This window comes from Pseudomonas sp. 37 R 15 (genome assembly GCF_900004865.1).
In the GTDB taxonomy this organism is placed as follows: domain Bacteria; phylum Pseudomonadota; class Gammaproteobacteria; order Pseudomonadales; family Pseudomonadaceae; genus Aquipseudomonas; species Aquipseudomonas fluorescens_AM.
In genome coordinates this window covers 153,915-175,544 of record NZ_CVTV01000049.1, presented here as the reverse complement: position 1 = coordinate 175,544, position 21,630 = coordinate 153,915, and the positions used below count along the sequence as shown (strand labels likewise).

Genomic DNA, 21,630 nt, shown 5'->3' with positions numbered 1-21,630 from the left:
GCAAACCGACGTAGCCCAAGCCACTTATCCCGCCTACCCTTCCCGCTTCATTCGCAGGATCGCCTTCATGACCTACCGCTCGAAAGTCGCCTGGATCTTTTTGCTGGGCTTTGCCCTGGACCTGGTGAACATGTTTGTCGCCACCGTCGCCTACCCGGATATCGCCCGCGAACTGCACGCCTCGGTCACGCAGTTGGCGTGGATCAGCAACGCCTACATGCTCGGGCTGACCCTGATCATCCCCTTGAGTGTGTGGCTGGCGGCGATCATGGGGGAGCGAGCGTTGATTGTTATCAGCCTGCTGGTGTTCGCCGGGGCATCGATGATGGTCGGCCAGGCCGATTCGATCGATGCGTTGATCGGCTGGCGTGCCTTGCAAGGGCTGGGTGGCGGCTTGCTGATTCCCGTTGGGCAAGCCATGGCTTACCGGCACTTTCCTGCCGCCGAGCGTAGCCAGTTGACGGCGCGGGTGATGTCGGTGGCCTTGCTGGTGCCGGCGTTATCCCCAGCGTTGGGCGGGCTGATTGTCGACAGCCTGTCCTGGCGTTGGATTTTCTACGCCAACCTGCCCCTGGCCTTGATCACCCTGGCGCTGGCATTGCTGTGGATAAAACCTGACGTGCCCGTGACGGCGCGTCCGACCCTGGACCTGGGCAGCATCGTCAAACAACTCGCCAGCCCGTTGCTGCGCGTAGCGATGCTGGTCTACCTGTGCATCCCCGGCGTCTTTATCGGCACCAGCCTGATCGCCATCCTTTACCTGCGCGGACTCGGTTATGACGCAACCCGGACCGGCGCATTCATGTTGCCGTGGGCACTGGCCTCGGCAGTGGCCATTTACCTGAGCAAAAAGCTCTTCAACCGCTGTGGGCCCAAGCCTCTGCTGCTCATGGGCATGGCCTTGCAATGCGTCGGCATCTTGCTACTCAACCAGCCGATGCTGATCATCCCCGCCTATGCGTTGATGGGCCTGGGCGGCAGCCTGTGCAGCAGCACCGCGCAGACCCTGGCCTTTCTCGACATCCCCGCCGAGCACATGGGGCACGCCAGTGCGTTGTGGAATATAAATCGGCAATTGAGCTTCTGCATAGGCGCCGCCGTGCTCGGCGCAGTGCTGTCGGCCTTGGATTCTTTCGCCATAACCTTCACGATGGCCGCAGCCCTGACCCTGTTGCCCGTTTTCGCAGTGCTGCGCCTCGATGCGTCCCGGGTTCACGCACTGCTTCACCCCTCCAGCGAGCCTGACCGATGATTGACTACAGCGATTTTTTTGAAGAAGTAATCCAGACCCACGTCGAGATCGAGCAATGGTTTTCCGGCGTCGCCCCTGAGGGCACCTTGCAGAATTTACTGGCGCGTTTCTCGCCTGAGTTCAGCATGGTTGCACCCGCCACCGGCACGCGGGTCAATGCGGCAGGGGTCAATGCACTGTTCACGCGCCTGGGCGGAATGCGGCCGGGCTTGAAAATCACCTTGAGTGAAATGGCCGGGATTGATCGCCATGCGCGGGGCGCCACGGTGACTTATCGCGAGCATCAGGTGGACGACAGCGGCACCCGGACAGATCGCCGCGCCACGGTAGTGTTCGAGAAGCAGGCCAGTGGCGCGCTGCTTTGGCGGCACCTACATGAGACCTTTATCAAGGCCTGACGCGGTCAAAAAATGTGGGAGGGCGCTTGCTCCCGATAGCGGTGTGTCATTCACCAGATTGATTAACTGAACCACCGCTATCGGGGGATCTGCGCTAACTGACCGGCATTAGGGCAAGCCTCGCACATTTTTAGTTTTGCGTTGGGTTGACGATCACCGTGCAGGTAATACCCGCCGCCAACAACACCCCCTCCGGCACTTCATCAATGTGAATCCGCACCGGCACGCGCTGGGCCAGGCGCACCCAGTTGAAGGTCGGGTTCACATCGGCAATCAGTTCGCGGCTCTCGGGGTTGTCGCGGTCGTAGATGCCACGGGAGATGCTTTCCACGTGGCCCTTGAGCGTCTCGCCGCTCATCAATTGCATATCGGCTTTGTCGCCGACCTTCACGTGGGGCAGCTTGGTCTCTTCAAAGAAGCCATAGACCCAGAACGAGTTCATGTCCACCACGGCCATTTTCGCCTCGCCGATGCGCGCATAGTCGCCGCGATGCACATTGAGGTTGGTGACATAACCGTCGACAGCTGCCACGACGTGGGTGCGTTTCAAGTTCAGTTCAGCCGCTTCCAGTTGCGCCAGCGCATGCTGGTAATCGGCCAGGGCCGAATCGGCTATGTTGCTGGCGTCGTCGCGGTTTTCCCTGGAGATCACCAGGGCATCCAGGTCGGCGCGGCGATGGGCATTGAGCTTGCGCATTTCCCAGGTGGCTTTGCGTGAAGCCACCAGCGACTGCGCCTGCTTGACCGCGATGCGGTAATGCTCGGGGTCGATCTGCATCAGCAGGTCGCCTTTTTTCACCAACTGGTTGTCGCGCACCGGCACGTCCACCACTTCGCCCGTAACATCGGCCGCCACGTTGATGATATCGGCACGCACGCGGCCGTCGCGGGTCCAGGGCGTCTGCATGTAGTGCACCCACAAGGTGCGGCCAATCCAGATCGCCAACGCCAGCACCAGCAGGGTCGCGAGCAGGCTGAAAAACTTTTTCATCAGGGCATTCTCAACGGTAGACGCTCAGCGCCAGGGCGCCGAACAGGCAAACGAACAGGCTCAGGCGCAGCAGCGCCGGGTGCCAGAAAAACCGGTACAGGTCGAACCCGGCCAGGAAGCGATCCAGGGCCCAGGCCAGGACGGCCGCGATCAGGAACATCAGGGTCATGGTCGGCATGTAAAGGCCGTGGAAGGCGATTTCACGAGGCATTTGCAGATCCTTTGAGCGCCGCCAGCGGCGATTGCGGGTCAAGCAACGAGGTGCGGATAAAGTGCAGGTAGCTTTTCACCCGGCGCAGGGCCGAGGTGTCGAAGTGCGGGGCGAAGGGTTCGTCGGTGGCCTGCACGCGGCTGAGCGCATGGTCGACGGCGATCAGCCCGCGCTCCAGGTTGCTGGCGCTGGGTTGCAGGAACAACCGCACCAGCGAGCGCCCCATGACGCGGATGGCCTGGCGCCACGGCTGGGATTCGGCATACGCCGGATGCACCGGCAGGATCGCCTGTTCCTTGCGCAATTCGATGATCGCGTGACCGACCTCCAGCACCACGAACATCCAGCGCAGCAGGTCGCGCTGCACCTGCGGCTGCCCGGCGGCGAGGCCATAGGCCTGGTGCAGCAGGTCACGGGTGCGGCTTTCAAAGCTCGACGCCAGGCCCTTGAGCTTGCCGCTGATCGCGTACACCACTTGCTCGCGCAGGTCCTGCTCCAGACGCCGCCACAGCCAACGGCTGTTGGGCGGCAGGATGATCGCTCCGGCCGCCGCGCACACCAGCATGCCGATGACCATGGCGATGTAGTCGTTGATAAAGGTGTAGGGGTTATAGACCGTCAGGTTATCCGGCACCGAGCCCGTGCTGAAGAAGATCAACAAGCCCACGCCGACCCCGGCGTATTGCGGACGTGAGGCGAGGAAAGCGCCGAAAATGATCACCGGCGCGAGCATCGTGCAGAGCAATGGGAAGCCGTCGATCCAGGGAAACACGAAGAACATTTCGACAAAGCCCACCAGCGCACCGATCAAAGTGCCGCAGGCCATCTGGAAGGCCATGCGCTTGGGGTTGGGCGTGGCGGCGGACAGGCCGACGGTGGCGGCTGCGATCAAGGTCATGGTTGCACCACTGGGCCAGGCAGTGGCTACCCAGTAACTGCCGAGCACGATCAGGATGAACGAGGCGCGCAGGCCGGCGGCAGCGCAGGCCAGCCAGTTGGTTTTCGGCGTATAGACCTCGTTCCAGTCTTCCCGGGCGTGGCGGTGATCGGCCAGGGACGCGTGGGTTTGCGCGTAGTTGTGCAGGTCGTCGACGAAGCGGTACAACAGCTCGTAGGCGGTATGAAAGTCCAATTGCTCGGCTTCGGTGGGGTCGCCTTCCTGGAAGGTCGCGCGCAGGTGGCGCACCTTGGCGGGCAAGCTGTCCCGGTAGGCGCTGAGCACGTTGACCAGCCGCGCCGCGTCGGGGCTGGTCAGGGCACGTCCGGAGAAACCGTCGAGCACTTCGGCCAGGTCCTGCAGGCCGGGCTTGATCGCCGCCGCCACATGATCGGCTGCGTCGGCGCGCAGTCGTGCCAGCAACTGATGCAAGGCGTTGAAGCGTGTGGTGATGCCCATGAACTCGCTGTTGAGGCGACTGAGCCGACCGTTGCGCCGGCGCATATGCGGGTCTTCGAACACGGTGACGCTGCGCAGGCCCTCCAGGCCGACAGCCTCGGCGATAAAGCGCACGTTAGCGCTTTCAAAGCCTTCACGCTGACTGCGACCTCGCAGGCCGTCGGTGACGAACAGCGCGAACACCCCGAAACGTTGATAGAGCGCATTGCGCATCGCGGCGCTGGAGGTCTGCGGCAGGATCGCGGCGCTGACCAGCGTCGAGCAGAGAATCCCCAGGGAGATTTCCAAGACCCGCCACACCGCCGCCATAAAGGCGCCGTCCGGGTGCGCCAACGCCGGCAAACCGACCATCGCCGCCGTGTAGCCGGCGAGCACAAACCCGTAGGCGCGAAAGTTGCGATTACGCGTGGCGCCAGCGGTGCAGATGCCCACCCAGATAGCCAGGGCGCCGAGGAACAGTTCGGTGTTCTGCGCAAACAATGCGATCAGCAACACCATCACCGCCGATCCGGCCAGCGTGCCGAGAAAGCGGTAAAAGCTCTTGGCAAACACTTGGCCGCTCTGCGGTTGCATCACGATAAACACCGTGATCATGGCGGTGCGCGGCTGCGGCAGTTCCAGGCGCATCGCCAGCCACAAGGTGAGGAATGCGGCAAGCAGCACCTTGAAGATATACACCCAGGTCACGCCATCGCTGCGTGCCCAGTCGAAAAAACCACGGCGCCACTCAAGTGAGTGCAGCCAGCGCAGGGGTGCAGGCAAGGGAGTCATCGCCATTTACTCAGTGATCGAACACGGCCAGCGCCGCCGGAGTCTTGCTGGGGAGGGATTGGTTGTCGCGCGGTACATCGTCGCCGGCACCAAGGCCGCCACCCAGGGCGGTCACCAGTTCGGCGTGGGCGCTCAGGCGCGCGGCCTGTACCTGTTGCGCTGTCTGCTGCTGGCGAAACAGCAGGGTCTGGGCGTTCAGCACATTGAGGTAGTCGGTCAGGCCGCGTTGGTAGGCGATGGTGGCGATGTCGTAGGTTTTCTGCGCCGACGCCACCGATTGCGCGGCAAATGCCGCCTGCTTGTCCATGGACTCGCGGCGGATCAACTGGTCACTGATGCCCTTGAGCGCATTCACCAGGGTCTGGTTGTAGTGCGCCACGGCAACGTCATAACCGGCGCTGGCTTCACCCAGCGCGGCACGCAGACGCCCGCCGTCGAAGATCGGCAGGGTGATTGCCGGGCCGACGTTGTAGTTGAATTTCTGGCCCGCGAGAAACGCCAGCATGCCGCCACCGGTGGCCATGTAACCGAGGCTGCCGACCAGGTCGACGTTGGGATAGAAGCCCGCGTGGGCGACATCGATACCCCGCGCCTGGGCCGCCACCTGCCAGCGGCTGGCGACGACATCCGGGCGCTGGCCGAGCAACTGCGCGGGCAAGGTCGAGGGCAACCTCAACGCAGCGCCAAGCGACAGGCTCGGGCGCTGCAATTGCGCGCCTGCCCCCGGACCTTTGCCGGCCAACGCCGCCAGTTGGTTGCGGCTCAGGGCGATTTGCTCATCCAGCGCGTCCAGTTGCCGGTGGGTTTCCGGCAACGGGGTTTGGGCCTGGCTGACGTCCAGCTGTGTGCCGATCCCGGCGCTCAGGCGCTTGTTGGCCAGGTCCAGGATCTGCTCTTGCTGGGCCAGGGTGGCCGCGGCGATATCGCGCTCGGCGTAATGCAAGGACAGCTGGATATAAGCGCGCACCACGTTGTTCTGCAGCTCGAGCTGGGCCTGGCGCGCCTGGGCGACGCTCATGTGGGCCAGGTCGACGGCACGCTCGGTGGCATTGCGCTCGCGCCCCCACAGGTCGAGGGCGTAACTCAAACCCAGGGACGCATTGTTGTCCCACGTGTTCGCACCGCTCAACTCGCCGGGGCCATAGAACTGATCCTTCGGCCAGTTGTGGCGCTTGAGGGTGGTGTTGCTGTTGATCTGCAGGGACTCTGCCGACTCGACCTCCCCGGCCATCGCCCGCGCTTCACGCACCCGTGCGGCGGCCATGGCCAGACTGGGGCTGCCTTGGGTGGCGAGGTCGACCCAACGGTCCAGTTGATGATCGCCGTAGGCCTGCCACCATTGGACGCTGGGCCAATGGGCATCGCTGGCGGCGCTCTGGATCGCTTCGTCGGTGGCCAGTTGGTTGACGTTCAACGACTGGCCCTGGGGGCCGATTCTACCGGTGCCGATGCAGCCGCTGATGGCGAGCGTAAGGGCCCAAACACTGAGAGTCTTCAGCTCTCTGCTGATGCGACGCGGCACGGCTTGCGAATTCCTGAGGTGGTTGACGCGGGGAAAGTGGCGCAATTCTAGGGGGCACGACCGGGAACGATAAGCGGGCATTCCTGTGAATCTTTATTACCGTTCCGACGATAATCCAGGCGGGGCGCGCACGCTTCAGACAGTTTTCCAGAGTCCCCGGAACTCTTCCTACATCGCCCTGCCTCACCAGCCTTCACAATCGTGAGCCCTCCCCGTCTCAGGAACACCCGATGCTTCGCGTCTCCAGCCCAGAGTCGACTCATCCGCCCCTGTATGACACCACCGCAGTGCTGCAACGGCAGCTGCACATGAAGCCTTGGCCTTTGAGCCCCGGCACGCTCCCTCTGCAAAGAGATGTGCGCTGGATCGCCGACTACATACTGGAAAAGCTGGAGCCGCTTGGCGGCGATCAACGCCAACGGCTCGCCATCGAGGCGCTGCACCACCGCCTGTGCGACAGCCAACAGCGGTTGGAACTGTCGGCCGATGAGCTACCGGACTTCTACGCCTTCTTCAAAAAGGCCGAACACCTGCTCAAGCAACATCGCACCCGCCGACACCCGGATGTCGAGGCGGACTACACACTGTGCCGCGCCCTGAAATGGCAGTTTCGCGCAGTGATCAGCGACGGCCGGCATCAACGCCTGACGCAACGGTTACTGACTTCACTGGCCTACGTTCGCGAGGGTGGGGGGCGCAGCAACCATCGTCATCTCGGCATTGACTACCCGTTGGGGTCAACGCGCCAGCTCAGTGCAGGGCCGCATCTGGCCATCGACTCGCACCTGCACACCGGCCCGGACCAACGGGTGCAAAGCACTCGTGTGATCGCCCTGCAAGGCAAGCTCAAGTCCACGCTGACGGATCTGAGTGAAGGTCAGTCTCAGCAGCAACTCAGCCTGGGACATGTGATGTCCCGCACGTACGCCAGCCTGGAGCATTACGCCGACAGCCGCAGCGGCTCGATACGCACGTCGCTGAGCGAAAGCATCGCAGGCACGATCGGGCAACTGCGCGAGCTGGTGAGCGACCGTCGCCACCTGCATCGACACCGGGCCTATTCGGCGCTGAGTCAGCCCTACGTTCGGCAGGCACTGGACCGTGCAGGCCTGGCCGGAGTGGAATTACCCGTGTTGCACCACGCCTGCGCGCCGGTCATCAGCGAAAAAGGCGTCGCGCTGAATGTACACAGCCAGGTCGCGATGGATTTTTTCAGCCTATTGAACGTGAATTCCACCCTGACGCTGACTCTGCAATGCACCCGCCTGAGCAAAGAGCTGGATATCCTCGGTCTTCACGACATGGCGCCGACACTGGCGCGGCAACAAATGGCCGATTCCAAACGCCGGGACGACGATGCAGTGACACTGCTCACTGCGATGAAAACCCACGTGGCCGACAGCAGCCGGCGGTTCACCCTGCGGGCCAGCGCGTGCCTGCCGGCTTGCGAACTGAACCGCTGCCTGAGCACAGACCACCGACACGCCTGCTCGCTGCTGGAACGCTATGTACGGCTCAAGGCCAACTCGCGTATCGATCCCGAGCAGGACAGCGCCATACGCGCCCTGATCGATCAACATCGCGCATTGCTTCGACCCGATTCGTTGAAGGTGTACACGCTCACAGCCCCATCCCGGACGCTGAGCGGCTCGTCCGGCATCACGGCGTCGTCACAGGCTGGGAGCGGCAAAGGGGTGACGATTGAGATCAGCCATCGCAAACGGGATGACCCGCATCTGAGCGGTGATTACCTGACGATCGACATTGCCCCGATCAAATCTGCCGATGCGCTGAAGAAAAGCCTGCGCCAGGCGCTGTCGGCGATTGGCGAGCAGACCTTCGAGTGGGACCACCTGATCCGCTCGATCAGCGAGTCGCTGCTCGACCCCGCCAAACCGTCGCACACTCAGGTGCTGGTTAAAATCAAGCACGGGGAGCCGGTGGTGCTGCTCACCCGTCATACGGTGAGCAAAGCGCGTGACCTGACGCTGCCGCCTCCGGTCAAGCAGCACAGCGGCCTTGACCTGCAGTCCTTGCGCACCCGGCAGACCTTGCGCACGGAGCACGTGGGCAACCAGTCCCTGGACCATCTGTTGCCAATCGCCCGAAACTGCCTGCAATCGTGCGAACAATCACACGCCTGGGACGCGTACCTGCACCAGCATGCCGATGATGTTCAAGCACTGCTCGACAGGATCGGCGAACAACACCCTGGCACGGTGCTGACTAGCGAACTCGACGCGCTCAAGCGCATCACTGCGGCGCTCGCTTCGGCGGTTGAAACACTGACCCGGCAGGCGCACACCGCTACTGCGGCCCCCACTGCTGAAAACCGCAGCCAGGCGCTGGCGGCATTCAATCATGTGCTGGTGGCCTACCTGCCGCACTATGAGGCGAAAGTCAGTGAAGCCTGGACCCTGTCCTGACGCGCCAGGCCGAGCGGATACACACCTGTGCGCAACTTCATGTCACAATTTGCCATCTCCCTTGAGAACACCCCATGGACACCTTGCAAAACATGCGCGCGTTCAGTTGCGTTGCAGAGGCCGGCAGCTTTACCGCCGCCGCCGCGCAACTGGACACCACCACCGCCAACGTTTCGCGCGCGGTCTCAAACCTTGAGGCCCACCTGCAAACCCGCTTGCTCAACCGCACCACCCGCCGCATTGCGCTGACCGAGGCAGGCAAGCGCTATCTGCTGCGCTGTGAGCAGATCCTCGCCTACGTCGAGGAAGCCGAAGCAGAGGCCAGCGACGCCCACGCGCGGCCCGCCGGGCAACTGAAAGTGCACACCATGACCGGTATCGGCCAGCATTTCGTGATCGACGCCATCGCTCGCTACCGCCGCACCCACCCCGATGTGACCTTCGACCTGACCCTGGCCAACCGCGTGCCGGACTTGCTCGATGAGGGCTACGACGTGTCCATCGTACTGGCCAGCGAACTGCCGGATTCGGGTTTCGTCTCGCAACGCCTGGGCATCACCTACAGCATCGCCTGCGCCTCGCCGGAGTACGTCAAAGCCAAGGGCTGCGCACAGCGGCCCCAGGACTTGCTCAACCATGCCTGCCTGCGCCTGGTCAGTCCGGTGATCCAGTTGGACAAATGGACCTTCAACGGCCCTGAAGGCCAGGAAAGCGTGGCGATCAACAGCTCGCCGTTCCTGGTGAATTCGGCCGATGCGATGAAAACCGCCATCACCAGCGGCATGGGCGTCGGCCTGCTGCCGGTGTACGCCGCCATCGAAGGGCTGCGCAACGGCACACTGGTGCGCGTGATGCCGACCTACCGCTCCCAGGAGTTGAACCTGTACGCCATCTACCCGTCGCGCCAATACCTGGATGCGAAGATCAAGACCTGGGTGGAATACCTGCGCGGTTCGTTGCCGGAAATCCTCGCCGCGCACCAGGCGGAGCTGGTGGCGTATGAGTTGAGCGGTGGTTTGGGTGGCGTGCGGATGGCGAATTGATTCCTGTCTGACAACACGGATCAACTGTGGGAGGGGGCTTGCCCCCGATAGCGGTGGGTCAGTTTGAGCATCTTTGACTGACACACCGCAATCGGGGGCAAGCCCCCTCCCACACTAAGAACCTGCCCACTTTAGAACTGCGGTGTCCTGACAATCAACGGCGGGAATGTTAGCGTGCCTGGCATTCTTTCGTCGTCGATGAGCCCGCCTGCCATGAAAAAGACTGTCCTCGCCTTCAGCCGTGTCACGCCGCACATGATCGAGCGCCTGCAACAGGATTTCGAGGTGATCGCGCCCAATCCCAAGCTGGGGGACATCAACGCGCAATTCAACGAAGCCCTGCCCCATGCCCATGGGTTGATCGGTGTGGGCCGCAAGCTGGGCCGCGAACAGCTTGAAGGCGCGCGCCACCTGGAGGTGGTGTCCAGTGTGTCGGTGGGCTACGACAACTACGATGTCGGGTACTTCAATGAGCGCGGGATCATGCTCACCAATACCCCTGACGTGCTCACCGAAAGCACCGCCGACCTGGCCTTCGCCCTGTTGATGAGCAGCGCGCGCCGCGTGGCCGAACTGGATGCCTGGACCAAGGCCGGCCAGTGGAAAGCCAGCGTTGGTGCACCATTGTTCGGCTGCGATGTGCACGGCAAGACCCTGGGCATCGTCGGCATGGGCAATATCGGCGCGGCCGTGGCCCGGCGTGGGCGCCTGGGCTTCAATATGCCGATCCTGTACAGCGGCAACAGCCGCAAGAGCGCACTGGAACAGGAACTGGGCGCACAGTTTCGCAGCCTCGATCAGTTGCTGGCCGAGGCGGATTTCGTCTGCCTGGTGGTGCCCTTGAGCGACAAGACCCGTCACCTGATCAGCCGCCGGGAGCTGGCGCTGATGAAGCCTGGTGCCATCCTGATCAACATCTCCCGTGGCCCGGTGGTGGACGAGCCGGCACTGATCGAAGCCCTGCAAACCCAGCGCATTCGTGGCGCCGGGCTGGATGTGTATGAGAAGGAACCGCTGGCCGAGTCGCCACTGTTCCAACTGAGCAATGCGGTGACCCTGCCGCACATCGGTTCGGCGACCGGTGAAACCCGCGAAGCCATGGCCAACCGCGCGCTGGACAACCTGCGCAGTGCCCTGCTCGGCCAGCGCCCGCAGGACCTGGTGAACCCGCAAGTATGGAAAGGCTGACAGCGATCCAAGGTGGGAGGGGGCTTGCCGCCGATGAGGGAGTGTCAGTCAGCCCATCTTTGACTGACCCACCGCCATCGGGGGCAAGCCCCCTCCCACATTGGGACTCGACACAAAATCAGGTTAAAGCCCAGGCCCCCCAAGTCGATAACCTGCCATAGAAGATCGTCTTCCCTGATCCACAGAAGGTTTTTATGTCCACCACCAAAGCCCGCGCAGACTCACTCTCGCTTCTGCTCTTTACCTTGCGCAGCGGCAAGCTGATGGCGATCAACCTGCTGAAAGTCAGCGAAATCATCCCCTGCCCTCCGCTGACCAAACTGCCGGAGTCGCACCCCCACGTCAAAGGCATTGCCACGTTGCGCGGTAACTCGTTGGCCGTGATCGACCTGAGCCGCGCCCTGGGCGAGATGCCGTTGCTGGACCCGAACGGCGGCTGCCTGATCGTCACCGATGTCAGCCGTTCCAAGCAGGGTTTGCATGTGCAGGCGGTGAGCAAGATCGTGCATTGCCTGACCACCGATATCCGTCCGCCGCCCTATGGCTCCGGCGGCAATCGCGCGTTCATTACCGGGGTGACCCAGGTGGAAGGTGGCCTGGTGCAAGTGCTGGATATCGAAAAAGTCATCCATGGCATCGCCCCGGCGCCGATCGAAGCCGCGCCGACCGACCTGACCATGGAGGAAGCCGAAGTCCTCGGCAACGCGCGCATTCTGGTGGTCGACGACAGCCAAGTGGCGCTGCAGCAATCGGTGCACACCTTGCGCAACCTCGGCCTGACCTGTCACACCGCACGCAGCGCCAAGGAAGCCATCGATGTATTGCTGGAGCTGCAAGGCACCGGCGAGCAGATCAATGTGGTGGTCTCGGACATCGAAATGTCCGAGATGGACGGGTATGCCCTCACCCGCACCTTGCGCGAAACCCCGGACTTCCAGCAGCTCTACATATTGCTGCACACCTCCCTGGACAGTGCGATGAACAGTGAGAAAGCGCGCCTGGCCGGTGCCGATGCGGTGCTGACCAAGTTTTCCTCCCCTGAGCTGACCAAGTGCCTGGTAGTCGCTGCGCAAACCGTGGCGCAAAAAGGATTGTAAGCCTTGGCTGAATATTTCCAGCTGCTGCGGCGCGACCTGAGCGCAAGCCTGCCTGCCCCGCAGTGGCCGGCCGGTACGCAACTGGATCACTACCGCGATGAATTGGCCCCGGCCATTCACGCGGTAGTGCGCATGACTCAGGATCAGGGCGGTGGCCGTGTGGTAAGCCTTGAACAGTGGCGCCGGCAATTCGTTACCGATGCCGAATTCGACCCGCGCCTGTGCCTGGTGGCCAGCAATGCTGATGGCATTCTCGGCGTGGCGGTCTGTTGGACCAGTGCCTTTATCAGGAACCTCTCGGTACACCCCTGCGCGCAAGGCCAGGGGCTGGGCCGGGCGTTGTTGCTGCATGCCTTCCACGTGTTCAAGCAACGTGGCGAACCTTATGTGGATCTCAAGGTGCTGGAGCGTAATCTGCGCGCGCGGCAATTGTATGAAAGCGCAGGCATGGGCTTCGTGCTGCGCGACGTGGTGACCGAGGACTGACGCTCACTGGCGCATAACTTGCTTCCAGATAGGCCAAGCGGTGGACAGAGGTCAAAACCCGTCACCGCTCACGCTTGCCTTCTGACCTTGCCTGGTGACAGATCCGCCATGAACACTCACTTTTCCTGCGTAGGTTGCGGCAAATGCTGCTCCGATCACCACGTGCCCCTGACCCTCGAAGAAGCCCGTCACTGGGCGGCGGACGGCGGCAACGTGATCGTGCTGGTCGAAGGTTTTCTCGCCAGCGGCCTGGGGTTGCCCCAGCAGCAGCGTGAACATGCCGAGCGCCGTTCAGTGGTGGTCCCCAGCGGCAATACCGAGGCCTTTGTGGCAATCACCTTCGCCGCGTACAACGCCGGGCGCTGTCGGAATCTTGACGAAGACAATCGCTGCGGCATTTACGAACGACGCCCGCTGGTGTGCCGGATCTATCCGATGGAGATCAATCCGCATATCCCGTTGAACCCGAGCGCCAAGGATTGCCCACCGGAGTCCTGGGAACAGGGGCCGGCGTTGATCGTTGGCGGTGAGTTGATGGACGCTGAACTGGCGGAACTGATCCGCCGTTCACGCCAGGCCGACCGTGATGATGTGCAAACCAAGGAGTCCGTGTGCGCCCTACTGGGGATTCGTACCACGGCGCTCAAGGGCGACGGGTTCACGGCGTATCTCCCGGATATGCAGGCGTTCGCCCAGGCCATTGACACGGCGACTGCCCAGCCGGTGACGGCCAATCAGTGGGTGTTTCATGTGTCCGCCATGGACATTGCCGAACAACTGCTGGACGCCGGGGCGCAGATTGCCACCGAGGTGCCGGCCAATTACGCGTTTATCCCGTTGCGGGCGGCCTGAGTGTTGATGGATCAATGGGCGCTGTGTCGAGGCGGTAGGGCTGGAGAATCCGCTGGTATTCGCCGTTTTGCTTGAGTTGCTCCAGGGCGCGGTTGAGTTCGGTACGCAAGACGGTATCGGTCTTGCGCAACGCAATCGCGACACTGCTGCCCAACAGCTCGGACGACACCGGGGGGCCCATGAAAGCGAAATCCATACCTTCGGGCTTGTCGAGCAACGCTTCGCGGATTTCCACGGTGCCTTGCAGGGTTGCATCGATCTCGCCCGCGAGGAGGCTGCCCACCAGTTGGTCATTGAGCCAGAAACTCTTGATGTACACGCCCGAAGGCGCCCAGCGGGACAGGGCAAAGGCTTCACGGTTGCTTCTTAACCGAACCCCGACGCGCTTGCCCTTGAGTGACTGCCTGTCCGGTCTCAAGCCTGAATCCTTGCGTGCCACCAGGCGGGTGGTGATCGGGTAAAGGTCATCGCTGAAATTGACCCATTGCTGTCGGACCAAGGTCGGCGCCATCCCCATGATCGCGTCAAATTGCCTGGCGTCGAGGGCGGGAAAATTTTCCATGACGACCTGGTCGACCCAGGTGCAATGCACGTTGAGCTGCACGCACAAGGCGTTACCCAATTCGATATTGAGCCCCACCAATTGCCCTTGCGGGTTTCGGCTTTGAAAGGGAGGGAAATGCGCAGCGACAGCGAAGCGGATTTCGCGTCGCGGCGGCTCGACGGCGACCACGGCCTCCACCGACAGCAGGAGGGCGAGCGCCACACAAAGGTGTATCAGGGCCACGGGAAACGTCCTTTTCCAGAGAGGGCGGCATCGCCATATCCCGACAGCTGATCAGGGCATGGCGATGCTGGGCAAGCTTTCAAGAAACGGTCGCGGACCTACAAGCAGAAATATCGACGCGAGTTGTAGGCAAATGCCTATACGGCGTGCACCGGTATTACTCTCAACGTTTACCCATCGAACGGCGTGTGCCCGGCGGCGCCATACCAGGGGTCTTGGTATGGCCGTTCCTGGCGCCACCTTTGTACCAAGGCTGGCCGGCCGGCCTGGCCCCGGCCAGTTCTCCCGGCTTGAAGGGAAACTTGAACGCCGGGATTTCGGCTTTTTCAACGCCGTCGGCGTCGACCGCTTCAACGGGGGGTTGGATCGGGGAAGTCATAAGGGCTCCGGCGCAGCAATGTGTGTAAAGGCGTGAGTATACGGGGCTGGAGCTGTCAGCGGTAAGCTTCAAGCCGCAAGTCAAATAGCTCAGCTGTCACGGCTGTCAGTTTGCAGTCACCGTGCTGACCGGTTTACCGAGTTATAAGCCATTGACACAAACTTGCAGCTTGCAGCTTGAATCTTGCAACTGCACCTGCGGCGTTCATCCTATGCACCTAAAACGAAACACGGCCCTGCTGGTGGGCGCCCTTCTGGTTCTGGCAGTGACAGCCTGGACGATGACTCGGCCCGCCAAGGCCAGGCTGGCGGCACCCAGTGCGATTCCAGTACGCGTGGTGAGCGTGGCGCAACAGGATGTACCCCGGTTCGTCAGCGGCATCGGCTCGGTATTGTCGTTGCACAGCGTGGTGATCCGCCCGCAGATCGACGGCATTCTCACTCGGTTGCTGGTCAAGGAAGGCCAGCCGGTGAAGGCCGGCGACTTGCTGGCAACCCTCGATGACCGCTCGATCCGCGCCAGCCTCGACCAGGCCAAGGCACAACTGGGGGAGAGCCAGGCGCAGCTGCAAGTGGCGCTGGTCAACCTCAAGCGCTACAAGGCCCTGAGTATCGACGACGGCGTGTCGAAGCAGACCTACGACCAGCAACAAGCACTGGTCAATCAGCTCAAGGCCAGCGCGCAGGGGAACCAGGCAGCGATTGATGCGGCTCAAGTACAGCTTTCCTACACGCAGATTCGCTCCCCCGTCAGTGGCCGCGTGGGCATTCGCACGGTGGATGAAGGAAACTTCCTGCGCATGAGCGATACCCAGGGGTTGTTCTCGGTCACCCAGATCGCCCCGATTGCTGTCGAGTTTTCCCTGCCACAGCAGATGCTGCCGAGCCTGCAAGGCCTGATCGCCGCGCCCCAGAGAGCCAGCGTGAATGCCTACCTGGGCGCCGACACCGATGGCCACACCGGCGACTTGCTCGGCGAAGGCCACTTGAGCGTGATCGACAACCAGATCAGTTCCAGCACCGGCACCCTGCGCGCCAAGGCCGAGTTCGCGAACAGCGCGCACAAGCTGTGGCCGGGACAACTGGTGACCATCAAGATCCAGACCGCGCTCGACAGAAACGCCCTGGTGGTGCCGCCGACTGTGGTGCAGCGTGGCCTGGATTCGCATTTCGTGTACCGGCTCAACGCTGACCACGTCGAAGTGGTGCCGGTGCAGGTCCGCTACCAGAACAGCGAGGTGAATATCATCGAGGGCGTGCGGGCCGGGGATGTGCTGGTCAGCGACGGCCAGTCGCGGCTCAAGGCCGGCGCCCGGGTGGAGGTGCTCAAGGAGCCGCCGCCAATCATCCAGACCGCCGATGCCAAGGTGCAGCCATGAGTGGCAGTCGCTCGCCCTCGGCCTGGTGCGTTGATCATCCGGTCGCCACCCTGCTGCTGACGTTTGCCCTGGTGCTGCTGGGCATCATTGCCTTCCCGCGCCTGGCCGTTGCGCCACTGCCGGAAGCGGAGTTTCCGACGATCCAGGTCACCGCCCAGCTACCCGGCGCCAGCCCGGACACCATGGCCTCATCGGTGGCGACGCCGCTTGAGGTGCAATTCAGCGCCATCCCCGGCATGACCCAGATGACGTCCAGCAGCGCCTTGGGCTCAAGCCTGTTGACCCTGCAATTCACCCTGGACAAAAGCATCGACACCGCCGCCCAGGAAGTCCAGGCCGCGATCAATACCGCTTCCGGCAAGCTGCCCGGCGATATGCCGAGCCTGCCGACCTGGAAGAAGGTCAACCCGGCCGACAGCCCGGTGCTGATCCTCAGCGTCAGCTCCGCCAGCATGCCCGGCACCGAACTGAGCGACTACGTGGAAACCCTGCTGGCGCGCCAGATCAGCCAGATCGACGGTGTCGGCCAGATCAACATCACCGGCCAGCAACGCCCGGCGATTCGCGTGCAGGCCTCCCCCGACAAACTCGCGGCGGTCGGCCTGACACTCGCGGACATTCGCCTGGCCATCCAGCAGTCGAGCCTGAACCTGGCCAAGGGCGCGATCTACGGCGCCGACAGTGTGTCGACCCTGTCGACCAACGATCAACTGTTTCACCCTGACGAATACGCCCAGTTGATTGTGTCCTACAAGAATGGCGCGCCGGTGCAGTTGCGTGATATCGCCAGGGTCATCAACGGTTCGGAAAACGCCTACGTGCAAGCCTGGTCCGGCGATACACCGGGGGTCAACCTGGTGATTTCGCGCCAGCCGGGCGCGAATATCGTCGACACGGTCGACCGCATCCAGCAAGCACTGCCACGCCTGGAAGCCATGCTGCCGGCCTCGGTGCAGGTCAGCGTATTGACCGACCGCACCAAGACCATCCGCGCCTCCCTGCATGAAGTGGAAATGACCCTGCTGATCGCCATCCTGCTGGTGGTGGCGGTGATGGCGCTGTTCCTGCGCCAACTGTCGGCGACGTTGATTGTGTCGGCCGTGCTCGGTGTTTCGCTGGTGGCCAGTTTCGCGCTGATGTATGTGATGGGCTTCAGCTTGAACAACCTGACCCTGGTCGCCATCGTGATTGCCGTGGGCTTTGTGGTGGACGATGCGATTGTGGTGGTGGAAAACATCCACCGGCATCTGGAGGCCGGGCTGGACAAGCGCGAGGCCGCGATCAAAGGCTCGGGCGAGATCGGCTTTACCGTGGTGTCCATCAGCTTCTCGCTGGTGGCGGCATTCATTCCGCTGCTGTTCATGGGCGGCGTGGTCGGGCGGCTGTTCAAGGAGTTTGCGCTGACAGCCACCTCGACCATCCTGATTTCGGTGGTGGTCTCGCTGACCCTGGCGCCCACCCTCGCGGCGCTGTTCATGCGTGCGCCGACCCATCCTGCCCATGCCAAACCCACGTTCAGCGAGCGTCTGCTGGCCGGCTATGCGCGCAACCTGCGCCGCGCCCTGGCCCACCAACGCAGCATGGCGATGATCTTCGTGGTAACCCTGGCCCTCGCCGTGGTCGGCTACGTGTTTATCCCCAAGGGATTCTTCCCGGTGCAGGACACCGGTTTTGTGCTCGGCACCAGCGAGGCGGCGGCCGATGTGTCGTACCCGGACATGGTCGCCAAGCACAAGGCCCTGGCCGAGATCGTCAAGGCCGACCCGGCGGTGCAGGCCTTCTCCCACTCGGTGGGGGTGACCGGCAGCAACCAGACCATCGCCAACGGCCGCTTCTGGATTGCCTTGAAAGACCGCGCCGACCGCGACGTGTCCGCCAGTCAGTTCATCGACCGCATCCGCCCGCAGCTGGCGAAGGTGCCGGGCATCGTCCTGTACCTGCGCGCCGGCCAGGACATCAACTTGAGCTCCGGTCCCAGCCGCGCCCAGTACCAGTACGTGCTCAAGAGCAACGACGGTCCGACACTGAACACCTGGACCCAGCGACTCACCGAAAAACTGCGCACCAACCCGGCGTTTCGTGACCTGTCCAACGACCTGCAACTGGGCGGCAGCATCACCCACATCACGATCGACCGCCAGGCCGCCGCGCGTTTCGGCCTGAGCGCCACCGATGTCGATCAGGCGCTGTACGATGCCTTCGGCCAGCGCCAGATCAACGAGTACCAGACCGAAATCAACCAGTACCAGGTGGTGCTGGAGCTGGACCGCCAGCAGCGCGGCAAGGCCGAGAGCCTGAACTATTTTTACCTGCGCTCGCCGCTGACCAACGAGATGGTGCCACTGTCGGCGCTGGCCAGGGTCGACCCGCCTACGGTGGGGCCGCTGTCCATCAGCCATGACGGCATGTTCCCCGCCGCCAACCTGTCGTTCAACCTGGCGCCCGGGGTGGCGCTGGGCGATGCGGTGATCATGCTCAACCAGGCCAAGAACGACATTGGCATGCCCGCTGCGATCATCGGCAATTTCCAGGGCGCGGCCCAGGCGTTCCAGAGTTCATTGGCCAGCCAGCCATGGTTGATCCTCGCGGCACTGGTGGCGGTCTACATTATCCTGGGCGTACTGTACGAGAGTTTCGTGCACCCGCTGACGATCATTTCCACCCTGCCCTCGGCGGGCCTGGGCGCGTTGATCATGCTGTGGCTGCTGGGCCAGGACTTCTCGATCATGGCCTTGATCGGCCTGGTGCTGCTGATCGGCATCGTCAAGAAAAACGGCATCCTGATGATCGACTTCGCCCTGGAGGCCCAGCGCGTGCGCGGCCTGCCGCCTGAGGAGGCGATCTACGAAGCCTGTGTCACGCGGTTCCGGCCGATCATCATGACCACCCTCGCCGCCTTGCTTGGCGCGGTGCCGTTGATGCTCGGTTCCGGCCCCGGCGCGGAGCTGCGCCAACCGCTGGGCATCGCGGTGGTCGGTGGCTTGCTGGTGAGCCAGGCGCTGACGCTGTTCACCACGCCAGTCATATACTTGTACCTTGAACGTTTTTTCCACAGGCCCAAACCGGCGCTCGCGCTGGCGACCACACACTGAGGCCAAGGCCCCGCCCTGGAACAAAAGGCTGATGCGCGTCCTGATTATCGAAGATGAAGAAAAAACTGCGGACTACCTGCACCGCGGCCTGACGGAGCAAGGCTACACCGTCGACGTAGCGCGCGAAGGCGTCGAGGGTTTGCACCTGGCACTGGAGAACGATTACGCGGTGATCGTGCTGGACGTGATGCTGCCGGCGCTCGACGGCTTTGGCGTGTTGCGCGCCTTGCGTGCGCGCAAACAGACCCCGGTGATCATGCTCACTGCCCGCGAGCGCGTGGAAGATCGCATCCGTGGCCTGCGCGAAGGCGCCGACGACTACCTGGGCAAGCCGTTTTCCTTCCTGGAACTGGTGGCGCGCCTGCAAGCACTGACCCGGCGCAGCGGCGGGCATGAGCCGGTGCAGGTGACGGTGGCCGACCTGTGGATCGACCTGATCAGCCGCAAGGCCAGCCGCAACGGCGTGCGCCTGGACCTGACCGCCAAGGAGTTCTCGTTGCTCAGCGTATTGGCGCGGCGCCAGGGCGAAATCCTGTCCAAGACCGCGATTGCCGAGATGGTCTGGGACATCAATTTCGACAGCGACGCCAATGTCGTCGAGGTGGCGATCAAGCGCCTTCGCGCCAAACTCGACGGGCCCTTCGAGCACAAGCTGCTGCACACCATCCGTGGCATGGGCTACGTGCTGGAGAACCGCAGTGCCGGCTAACTCCATCGCCCTGCGCCTGAGCGGCATGTTCACCCTGGTGGCGCTGCTGATCTTCGTGCTGATCGGCGGCGCGCTCTACCAGCAAGTGGACCGCGGCCTGGGGTTGTTGCCGGGGGCCGAGCTGGATGCGCGCTACAGCGTGCTGGAATCCTCGGTGAACCGCTTCGGTACGCCGGAGCATTGGGTCAAGATAAAGGCCAAGCTCAAGCTGCTGGGCGAAGAAGACAAGCGCATCCGCTTCTGGGTGGTCAGCAGCGACCCGGGTTACGAATACGGCGAGCCCGATGCGCAGATTCGTGCGTTTGCCCAGGGCCCGACCGGGAAACGCGACCTGCGCCTGCCCGGCCACGATTACCCGTTCAAGGTGCTGGTCAGCCAGTTTGCCGCCAAGGAGCAACGCCCGCCGCTGCGTTTCATGATCGCCATCGACACCGAGAATTTCCGCGCCACCCAGCACCATCTGCTGGTGGCGCTGGTCAGCCTGGCGCTGGTCGGCGTGGTCATGGCCTCGTTGCTGGGTTTCTGGGTGTCGCGCATCGGCCTCAAACCCCTGCAAAAGCTCTCGGCCGAAGCCCGCAAACTCGCACCGCCCAAGCTCTCCGGGCGCCTGCAACTGTCACCGCTGCCGCCGGAACTGAGCCAGTTCGTCAACTCGTTCAACGCCACCCTCGACCGCGTCGAACTCGCCTACTCACGCCTGGAATCCTTCAACGCCGACGTCGCCCATGAACTGCGCTCGCCGCTGACCAACCTGATCGGCCAGACCCAGGTCGCACTGACCCGCGGGCGCTCGGCCGAGCATTATTTCGAGGTGCTGCAATCGAACCTGGAAGAACTGGAGCGGCTGCGCTCAATCATCAACGACATGCTGTTCCTCGCCAGTGCCGACCAGGGCAGCAAGGCCACCAAGCTGATCGAAAGCGCCCTGGCCGATGAAGTCGCCACCACCCTCGACTACCTGGACTTCATCCTCGAAGACGCCCAGGTAACCGTACGTGTGCACGGCGATGCTCGGGTGCAGATCGAAAAGGCCCACCTGCGACGCGCACTGATCAACCTGCTGAGCAATGCCGTGCAACACACCGCGCCGGGGCAGGTCATCGACGTGCATATAGAGGTGCAGGCGCAACAGGTGACGATCGGCGTGACCAATCCCGGCGAGGCGATTGCCGACGAACACCTGCCGCGCCTGTTCGAACGGTTTTACCGAGTGGACGCGTCACGCAGCAACAGCGGCGCGAATCACGGGCTGGGGCTGGCCATCGTCAAGGCGATTGCGTTGATGCATGGCGGGGATGTGTTCGTGCGCAGCGAAGGTGGCGGCAATACCTTCGGCATGACCCTGCCTGTCTGAGTCTGGAGAACACCTCCCACAGTTAGGTTATGTGCATGTCTCCTGGCAACTGTTGCGATTTGGGCAACAGTCATTATCTTGTTACACTCTGTATCGCAGCGCTCACCTGCGTTACTTTGACGCATCGATGAGCGCGCCGGCAAAGGCAGCTGACCACTCACCCGAATTTCCCTCGACTTATTTCCAGGGCTCTACACTGGGAATCTGTCTTAAAGCCGCTGACTTCAGCGGCTTTTTTTTGCCGTAAAAAAAGGCCGGGCACACCCCCACGACACTGGCCGTTCATGCTTGACCAAAG

The 21,630-nt window shown here is 62.8% G+C and carries 18 protein-coding genes; 12 read left to right on the top strand and 6 right to left on the bottom strand.

Going from position 1 to position 21,630, the window contains the following annotated elements; genetic code table 11:
• Window positions 1–67: 67 nt before the first annotated feature.
• Entirely contained in the window at window positions 68–1,252 is a 1,185-nt protein-coding gene (locus BFQ04_RS16225) for an MFS transporter (protein ID WP_065951676.1), read from the top strand.
• Window positions 1,249–1,650, top strand: coding sequence for a DUF4440 domain-containing protein (locus tag BFQ04_RS16220; RefSeq protein WP_065951675.1), 402 nt, complete (start codon window positions 1,249–1,251; stop codon window positions 1,648–1,650). Before BFQ04_RS16225 ends, BFQ04_RS16220 begins: the two co-directional genes overlap by 4 nt.
• 130 nt (window positions 1,651–1,780) lie before the next feature.
• Here the strand turns inward: BFQ04_RS16220 and BFQ04_RS16215 are convergent, their stop codons facing one another.
• The 4 genes from BFQ04_RS16215 to BFQ04_RS16200 are packed head-to-tail and all read right to left on the bottom strand — an operon-like array spanning window position 1,781 to window position 6,541.
• Window positions 1,781–2,641 carry an efflux RND transporter periplasmic adaptor subunit gene (locus tag BFQ04_RS16215; protein ID WP_065951674.1) on the bottom strand — a complete coding sequence of 287 codons (861 nt, stop codon included), beginning with the start codon at window positions 2,639–2,641 and terminating at the stop codon, window positions 1,781–1,783.
• A 10-nt stretch (window positions 2,642–2,651) separates the two neighbouring features.
• Window positions 2,652–2,852 (bottom strand): DUF1656 domain-containing protein, encoded by a 201-nt coding sequence (locus BFQ04_RS16210; RefSeq protein ID WP_003171907.1) that lies wholly within the window; start codon window positions 2,850–2,852, stop codon window positions 2,652–2,654.
• Window positions 2,842–5,019 carry an FUSC family protein gene (locus BFQ04_RS16205; protein WP_065951673.1) on the bottom strand — a complete coding sequence of 726 codons (2,178 nt, stop codon included), beginning with the start codon at window positions 5,017–5,019 and terminating at the stop codon, window positions 2,842–2,844. The genes BFQ04_RS16210 and BFQ04_RS16205 overlap by 11 nt, the downstream gene beginning before the upstream one ends.
• 10 nt (window positions 5,020–5,029) lie before the next feature.
• Window positions 5,030–6,541 (bottom strand): efflux transporter outer membrane subunit, encoded by a 1,512-nt coding sequence (locus BFQ04_RS16200; protein ID WP_065951672.1) that lies wholly within the window; start codon window positions 6,539–6,541, stop codon window positions 5,030–5,032.
• Between the two features lie 230 nt (window positions 6,542–6,771).
• Between BFQ04_RS16200 and BFQ04_RS16195 the strand changes: the two genes are divergently transcribed.
• The 6 genes from BFQ04_RS16195 to BFQ04_RS16170 all read left to right on the top strand — a co-directional run bounded on the left by BFQ04_RS16195 (window position 6,772) and on the right by BFQ04_RS16170 (window position 13,633).
• Window positions 6,772–8,967, top strand: a complete 2,196-nt coding sequence (locus BFQ04_RS16195; protein WP_065951671.1) for a hypothetical protein — start codon at window positions 6,772–6,774, stop codon at window positions 8,965–8,967.
• A 74-nt stretch (window positions 8,968–9,041) separates the two neighbouring features.
• Window positions 9,042–10,010, top strand: coding sequence for a LysR family transcriptional regulator (locus tag BFQ04_RS16190; protein WP_065885842.1), 969 nt, complete (start codon window positions 9,042–9,044; stop codon window positions 10,008–10,010).
• Between the two features lie 213 nt (window positions 10,011–10,223).
• On the top strand, window positions 10,224–11,198 hold the full coding sequence (locus BFQ04_RS16185) for a 2-hydroxyacid dehydrogenase (RefSeq protein ID WP_065951670.1): 975 nt from the start codon (window positions 10,224–10,226) through the stop codon (window positions 11,196–11,198).
• 194 nt (window positions 11,199–11,392) lie between these two features.
• Window positions 11,393–12,295: a chemotaxis protein CheV gene (locus BFQ04_RS16180; protein WP_065951669.1), complete on the top strand. Its 903-nt coding sequence runs from the start codon at window positions 11,393–11,395 to the stop codon at window positions 12,293–12,295.
• A gap of 3 nt (window positions 12,296–12,298) precedes the next feature.
• Window positions 12,299–12,781: a GNAT family N-acetyltransferase gene (locus BFQ04_RS16175; protein ID WP_065951668.1), complete on the top strand. Its 483-nt coding sequence runs from the start codon at window positions 12,299–12,301 to the stop codon at window positions 12,779–12,781.
• Between the two features lie 108 nt (window positions 12,782–12,889).
• A complete protein-coding gene (locus BFQ04_RS16170) occupies window positions 12,890–13,633 on the top strand; it encodes a YkgJ family cysteine cluster protein (protein WP_065951667.1) in 744 nt (247 codons plus the stop codon).
• Here BFQ04_RS16170 and BFQ04_RS16165 read toward each other — a convergent pair.
• Entirely contained in the window at window positions 13,611–14,420 is an 810-nt protein-coding gene (locus BFQ04_RS16165) for a transporter substrate-binding domain-containing protein (RefSeq protein ID WP_065951666.1), read from the bottom strand. The two genes, BFQ04_RS16170 and BFQ04_RS16165, sit on opposite strands and share 23 nt — an antisense overlap.
• Before the next feature lie 163 nt (window positions 14,421–14,583).
• The gene (locus tag BFQ04_RS16160; RefSeq protein WP_065951665.1) at window positions 14,584–14,799 is read right to left on the bottom strand and encodes a hypothetical protein; all 216 of its coding nucleotides are present in this window, start codon (window positions 14,797–14,799) and stop codon (window positions 14,584–14,586) included.
• A gap of 211 nt (window positions 14,800–15,010) precedes the next feature.
• On the opposite strand from BFQ04_RS16160, the gene BFQ04_RS16155 reads away from it, so the two are divergent.
• Genes BFQ04_RS16155 through BFQ04_RS16140 form a run of 4 tightly spaced genes read left to right on the top strand, consistent with a single transcriptional unit; the run spans window position 15,011 to window position 21,332 of the window.
• On the top strand, window positions 15,011–16,177 hold the full coding sequence (locus BFQ04_RS16155) for an efflux RND transporter periplasmic adaptor subunit (protein ID WP_065951664.1): 1,167 nt from the start codon (window positions 15,011–15,013) through the stop codon (window positions 16,175–16,177).
• The gene (locus BFQ04_RS16150) at window positions 16,174–19,269 is read left to right on the top strand and encodes a multidrug efflux RND transporter permease subunit (RefSeq protein ID WP_065951663.1); all 3,096 of its coding nucleotides are present in this window, start codon (window positions 16,174–16,176) and stop codon (window positions 19,267–19,269) included. The genes BFQ04_RS16155 and BFQ04_RS16150 overlap by 4 nt, the downstream gene beginning before the upstream one ends.
• 31 nt (window positions 19,270–19,300) lie before the next feature.
• The gene (locus BFQ04_RS16145) at window positions 19,301–19,978 is read left to right on the top strand and encodes a heavy metal response regulator transcription factor (protein WP_065885833.1); all 678 of its coding nucleotides are present in this window, start codon (window positions 19,301–19,303) and stop codon (window positions 19,976–19,978) included.
• Entirely contained in the window at window positions 19,968–21,332 is a 1,365-nt protein-coding gene (locus tag BFQ04_RS16140; RefSeq protein ID WP_065951662.1) for a heavy metal sensor histidine kinase, read from the top strand. Before BFQ04_RS16145 ends, BFQ04_RS16140 begins: the two co-directional genes overlap by 11 nt.
• Window positions 21,333–21,630 lie beyond the last annotated feature (298 nt).

What these genes read in the sequence shown, in the direction of transcription:
- BFQ04_RS16225 (WP_065951676.1), top strand. Translation starts at nt 68, where the DNA reads ATGACCTACCGCTCGAAAGTCGCCTGGATCTTTTTGCTGGGCTTTGCC.
- BFQ04_RS16220 (WP_065951675.1), top strand. Translation starts at nt 1,249, where the DNA reads ATGATTGACTACAGCGATTTTTTTGAAGAAGTAATCCAGACCCACGTC.
- BFQ04_RS16215 (WP_065951674.1), bottom strand. Translation starts at nt 2,641, where the DNA reads ATGAAAAAGTTTTTCAGCCTGCTCGCGACCCTGCTGGTGCTGGCGTTG.
- BFQ04_RS16210 (WP_003171907.1), bottom strand. Translation starts at nt 2,852, where the DNA reads ATGCCTCGTGAAATCGCCTTCCACGGCCTTTACATGCCGACCATGACC.
- BFQ04_RS16205 (WP_065951673.1), bottom strand. Translation starts at nt 5,019, where the DNA reads ATGACTCCCTTGCCTGCACCCCTGCGCTGGCTGCACTCACTTGAGTGG.
- BFQ04_RS16195 (WP_065951671.1), top strand. Translation starts at nt 6,772, where the DNA reads ATGCTTCGCGTCTCCAGCCCAGAGTCGACTCATCCGCCCCTGTATGAC.
- BFQ04_RS16190 (WP_065885842.1), top strand. Translation starts at nt 9,042, where the DNA reads ATGGACACCTTGCAAAACATGCGCGCGTTCAGTTGCGTTGCAGAGGCC.
- BFQ04_RS16185 (WP_065951670.1), top strand. Translation starts at nt 10,224, where the DNA reads ATGAAAAAGACTGTCCTCGCCTTCAGCCGTGTCACGCCGCACATGATC.
- BFQ04_RS16180 (WP_065951669.1), top strand. Translation starts at nt 11,393, where the DNA reads ATGTCCACCACCAAAGCCCGCGCAGACTCACTCTCGCTTCTGCTCTTT.
- BFQ04_RS16170 (WP_065951667.1), top strand. Translation starts at nt 12,890, where the DNA reads ATGAACACTCACTTTTCCTGCGTAGGTTGCGGCAAATGCTGCTCCGAT.
- BFQ04_RS16160 (WP_065951665.1), bottom strand. Translation starts at nt 14,799, where the DNA reads ATGACTTCCCCGATCCAACCCCCCGTTGAAGCGGTCGACGCCGACGGC.
- BFQ04_RS16155 (WP_065951664.1), top strand. Translation starts at nt 15,011, where the DNA reads ATGCACCTAAAACGAAACACGGCCCTGCTGGTGGGCGCCCTTCTGGTT.
- BFQ04_RS16150 (WP_065951663.1), top strand. Translation starts at nt 16,174, where the DNA reads ATGAGTGGCAGTCGCTCGCCCTCGGCCTGGTGCGTTGATCATCCGGTC.
- BFQ04_RS16145 (WP_065885833.1), top strand. Translation starts at nt 19,301, where the DNA reads ATGCGCGTCCTGATTATCGAAGATGAAGAAAAAACTGCGGACTACCTG.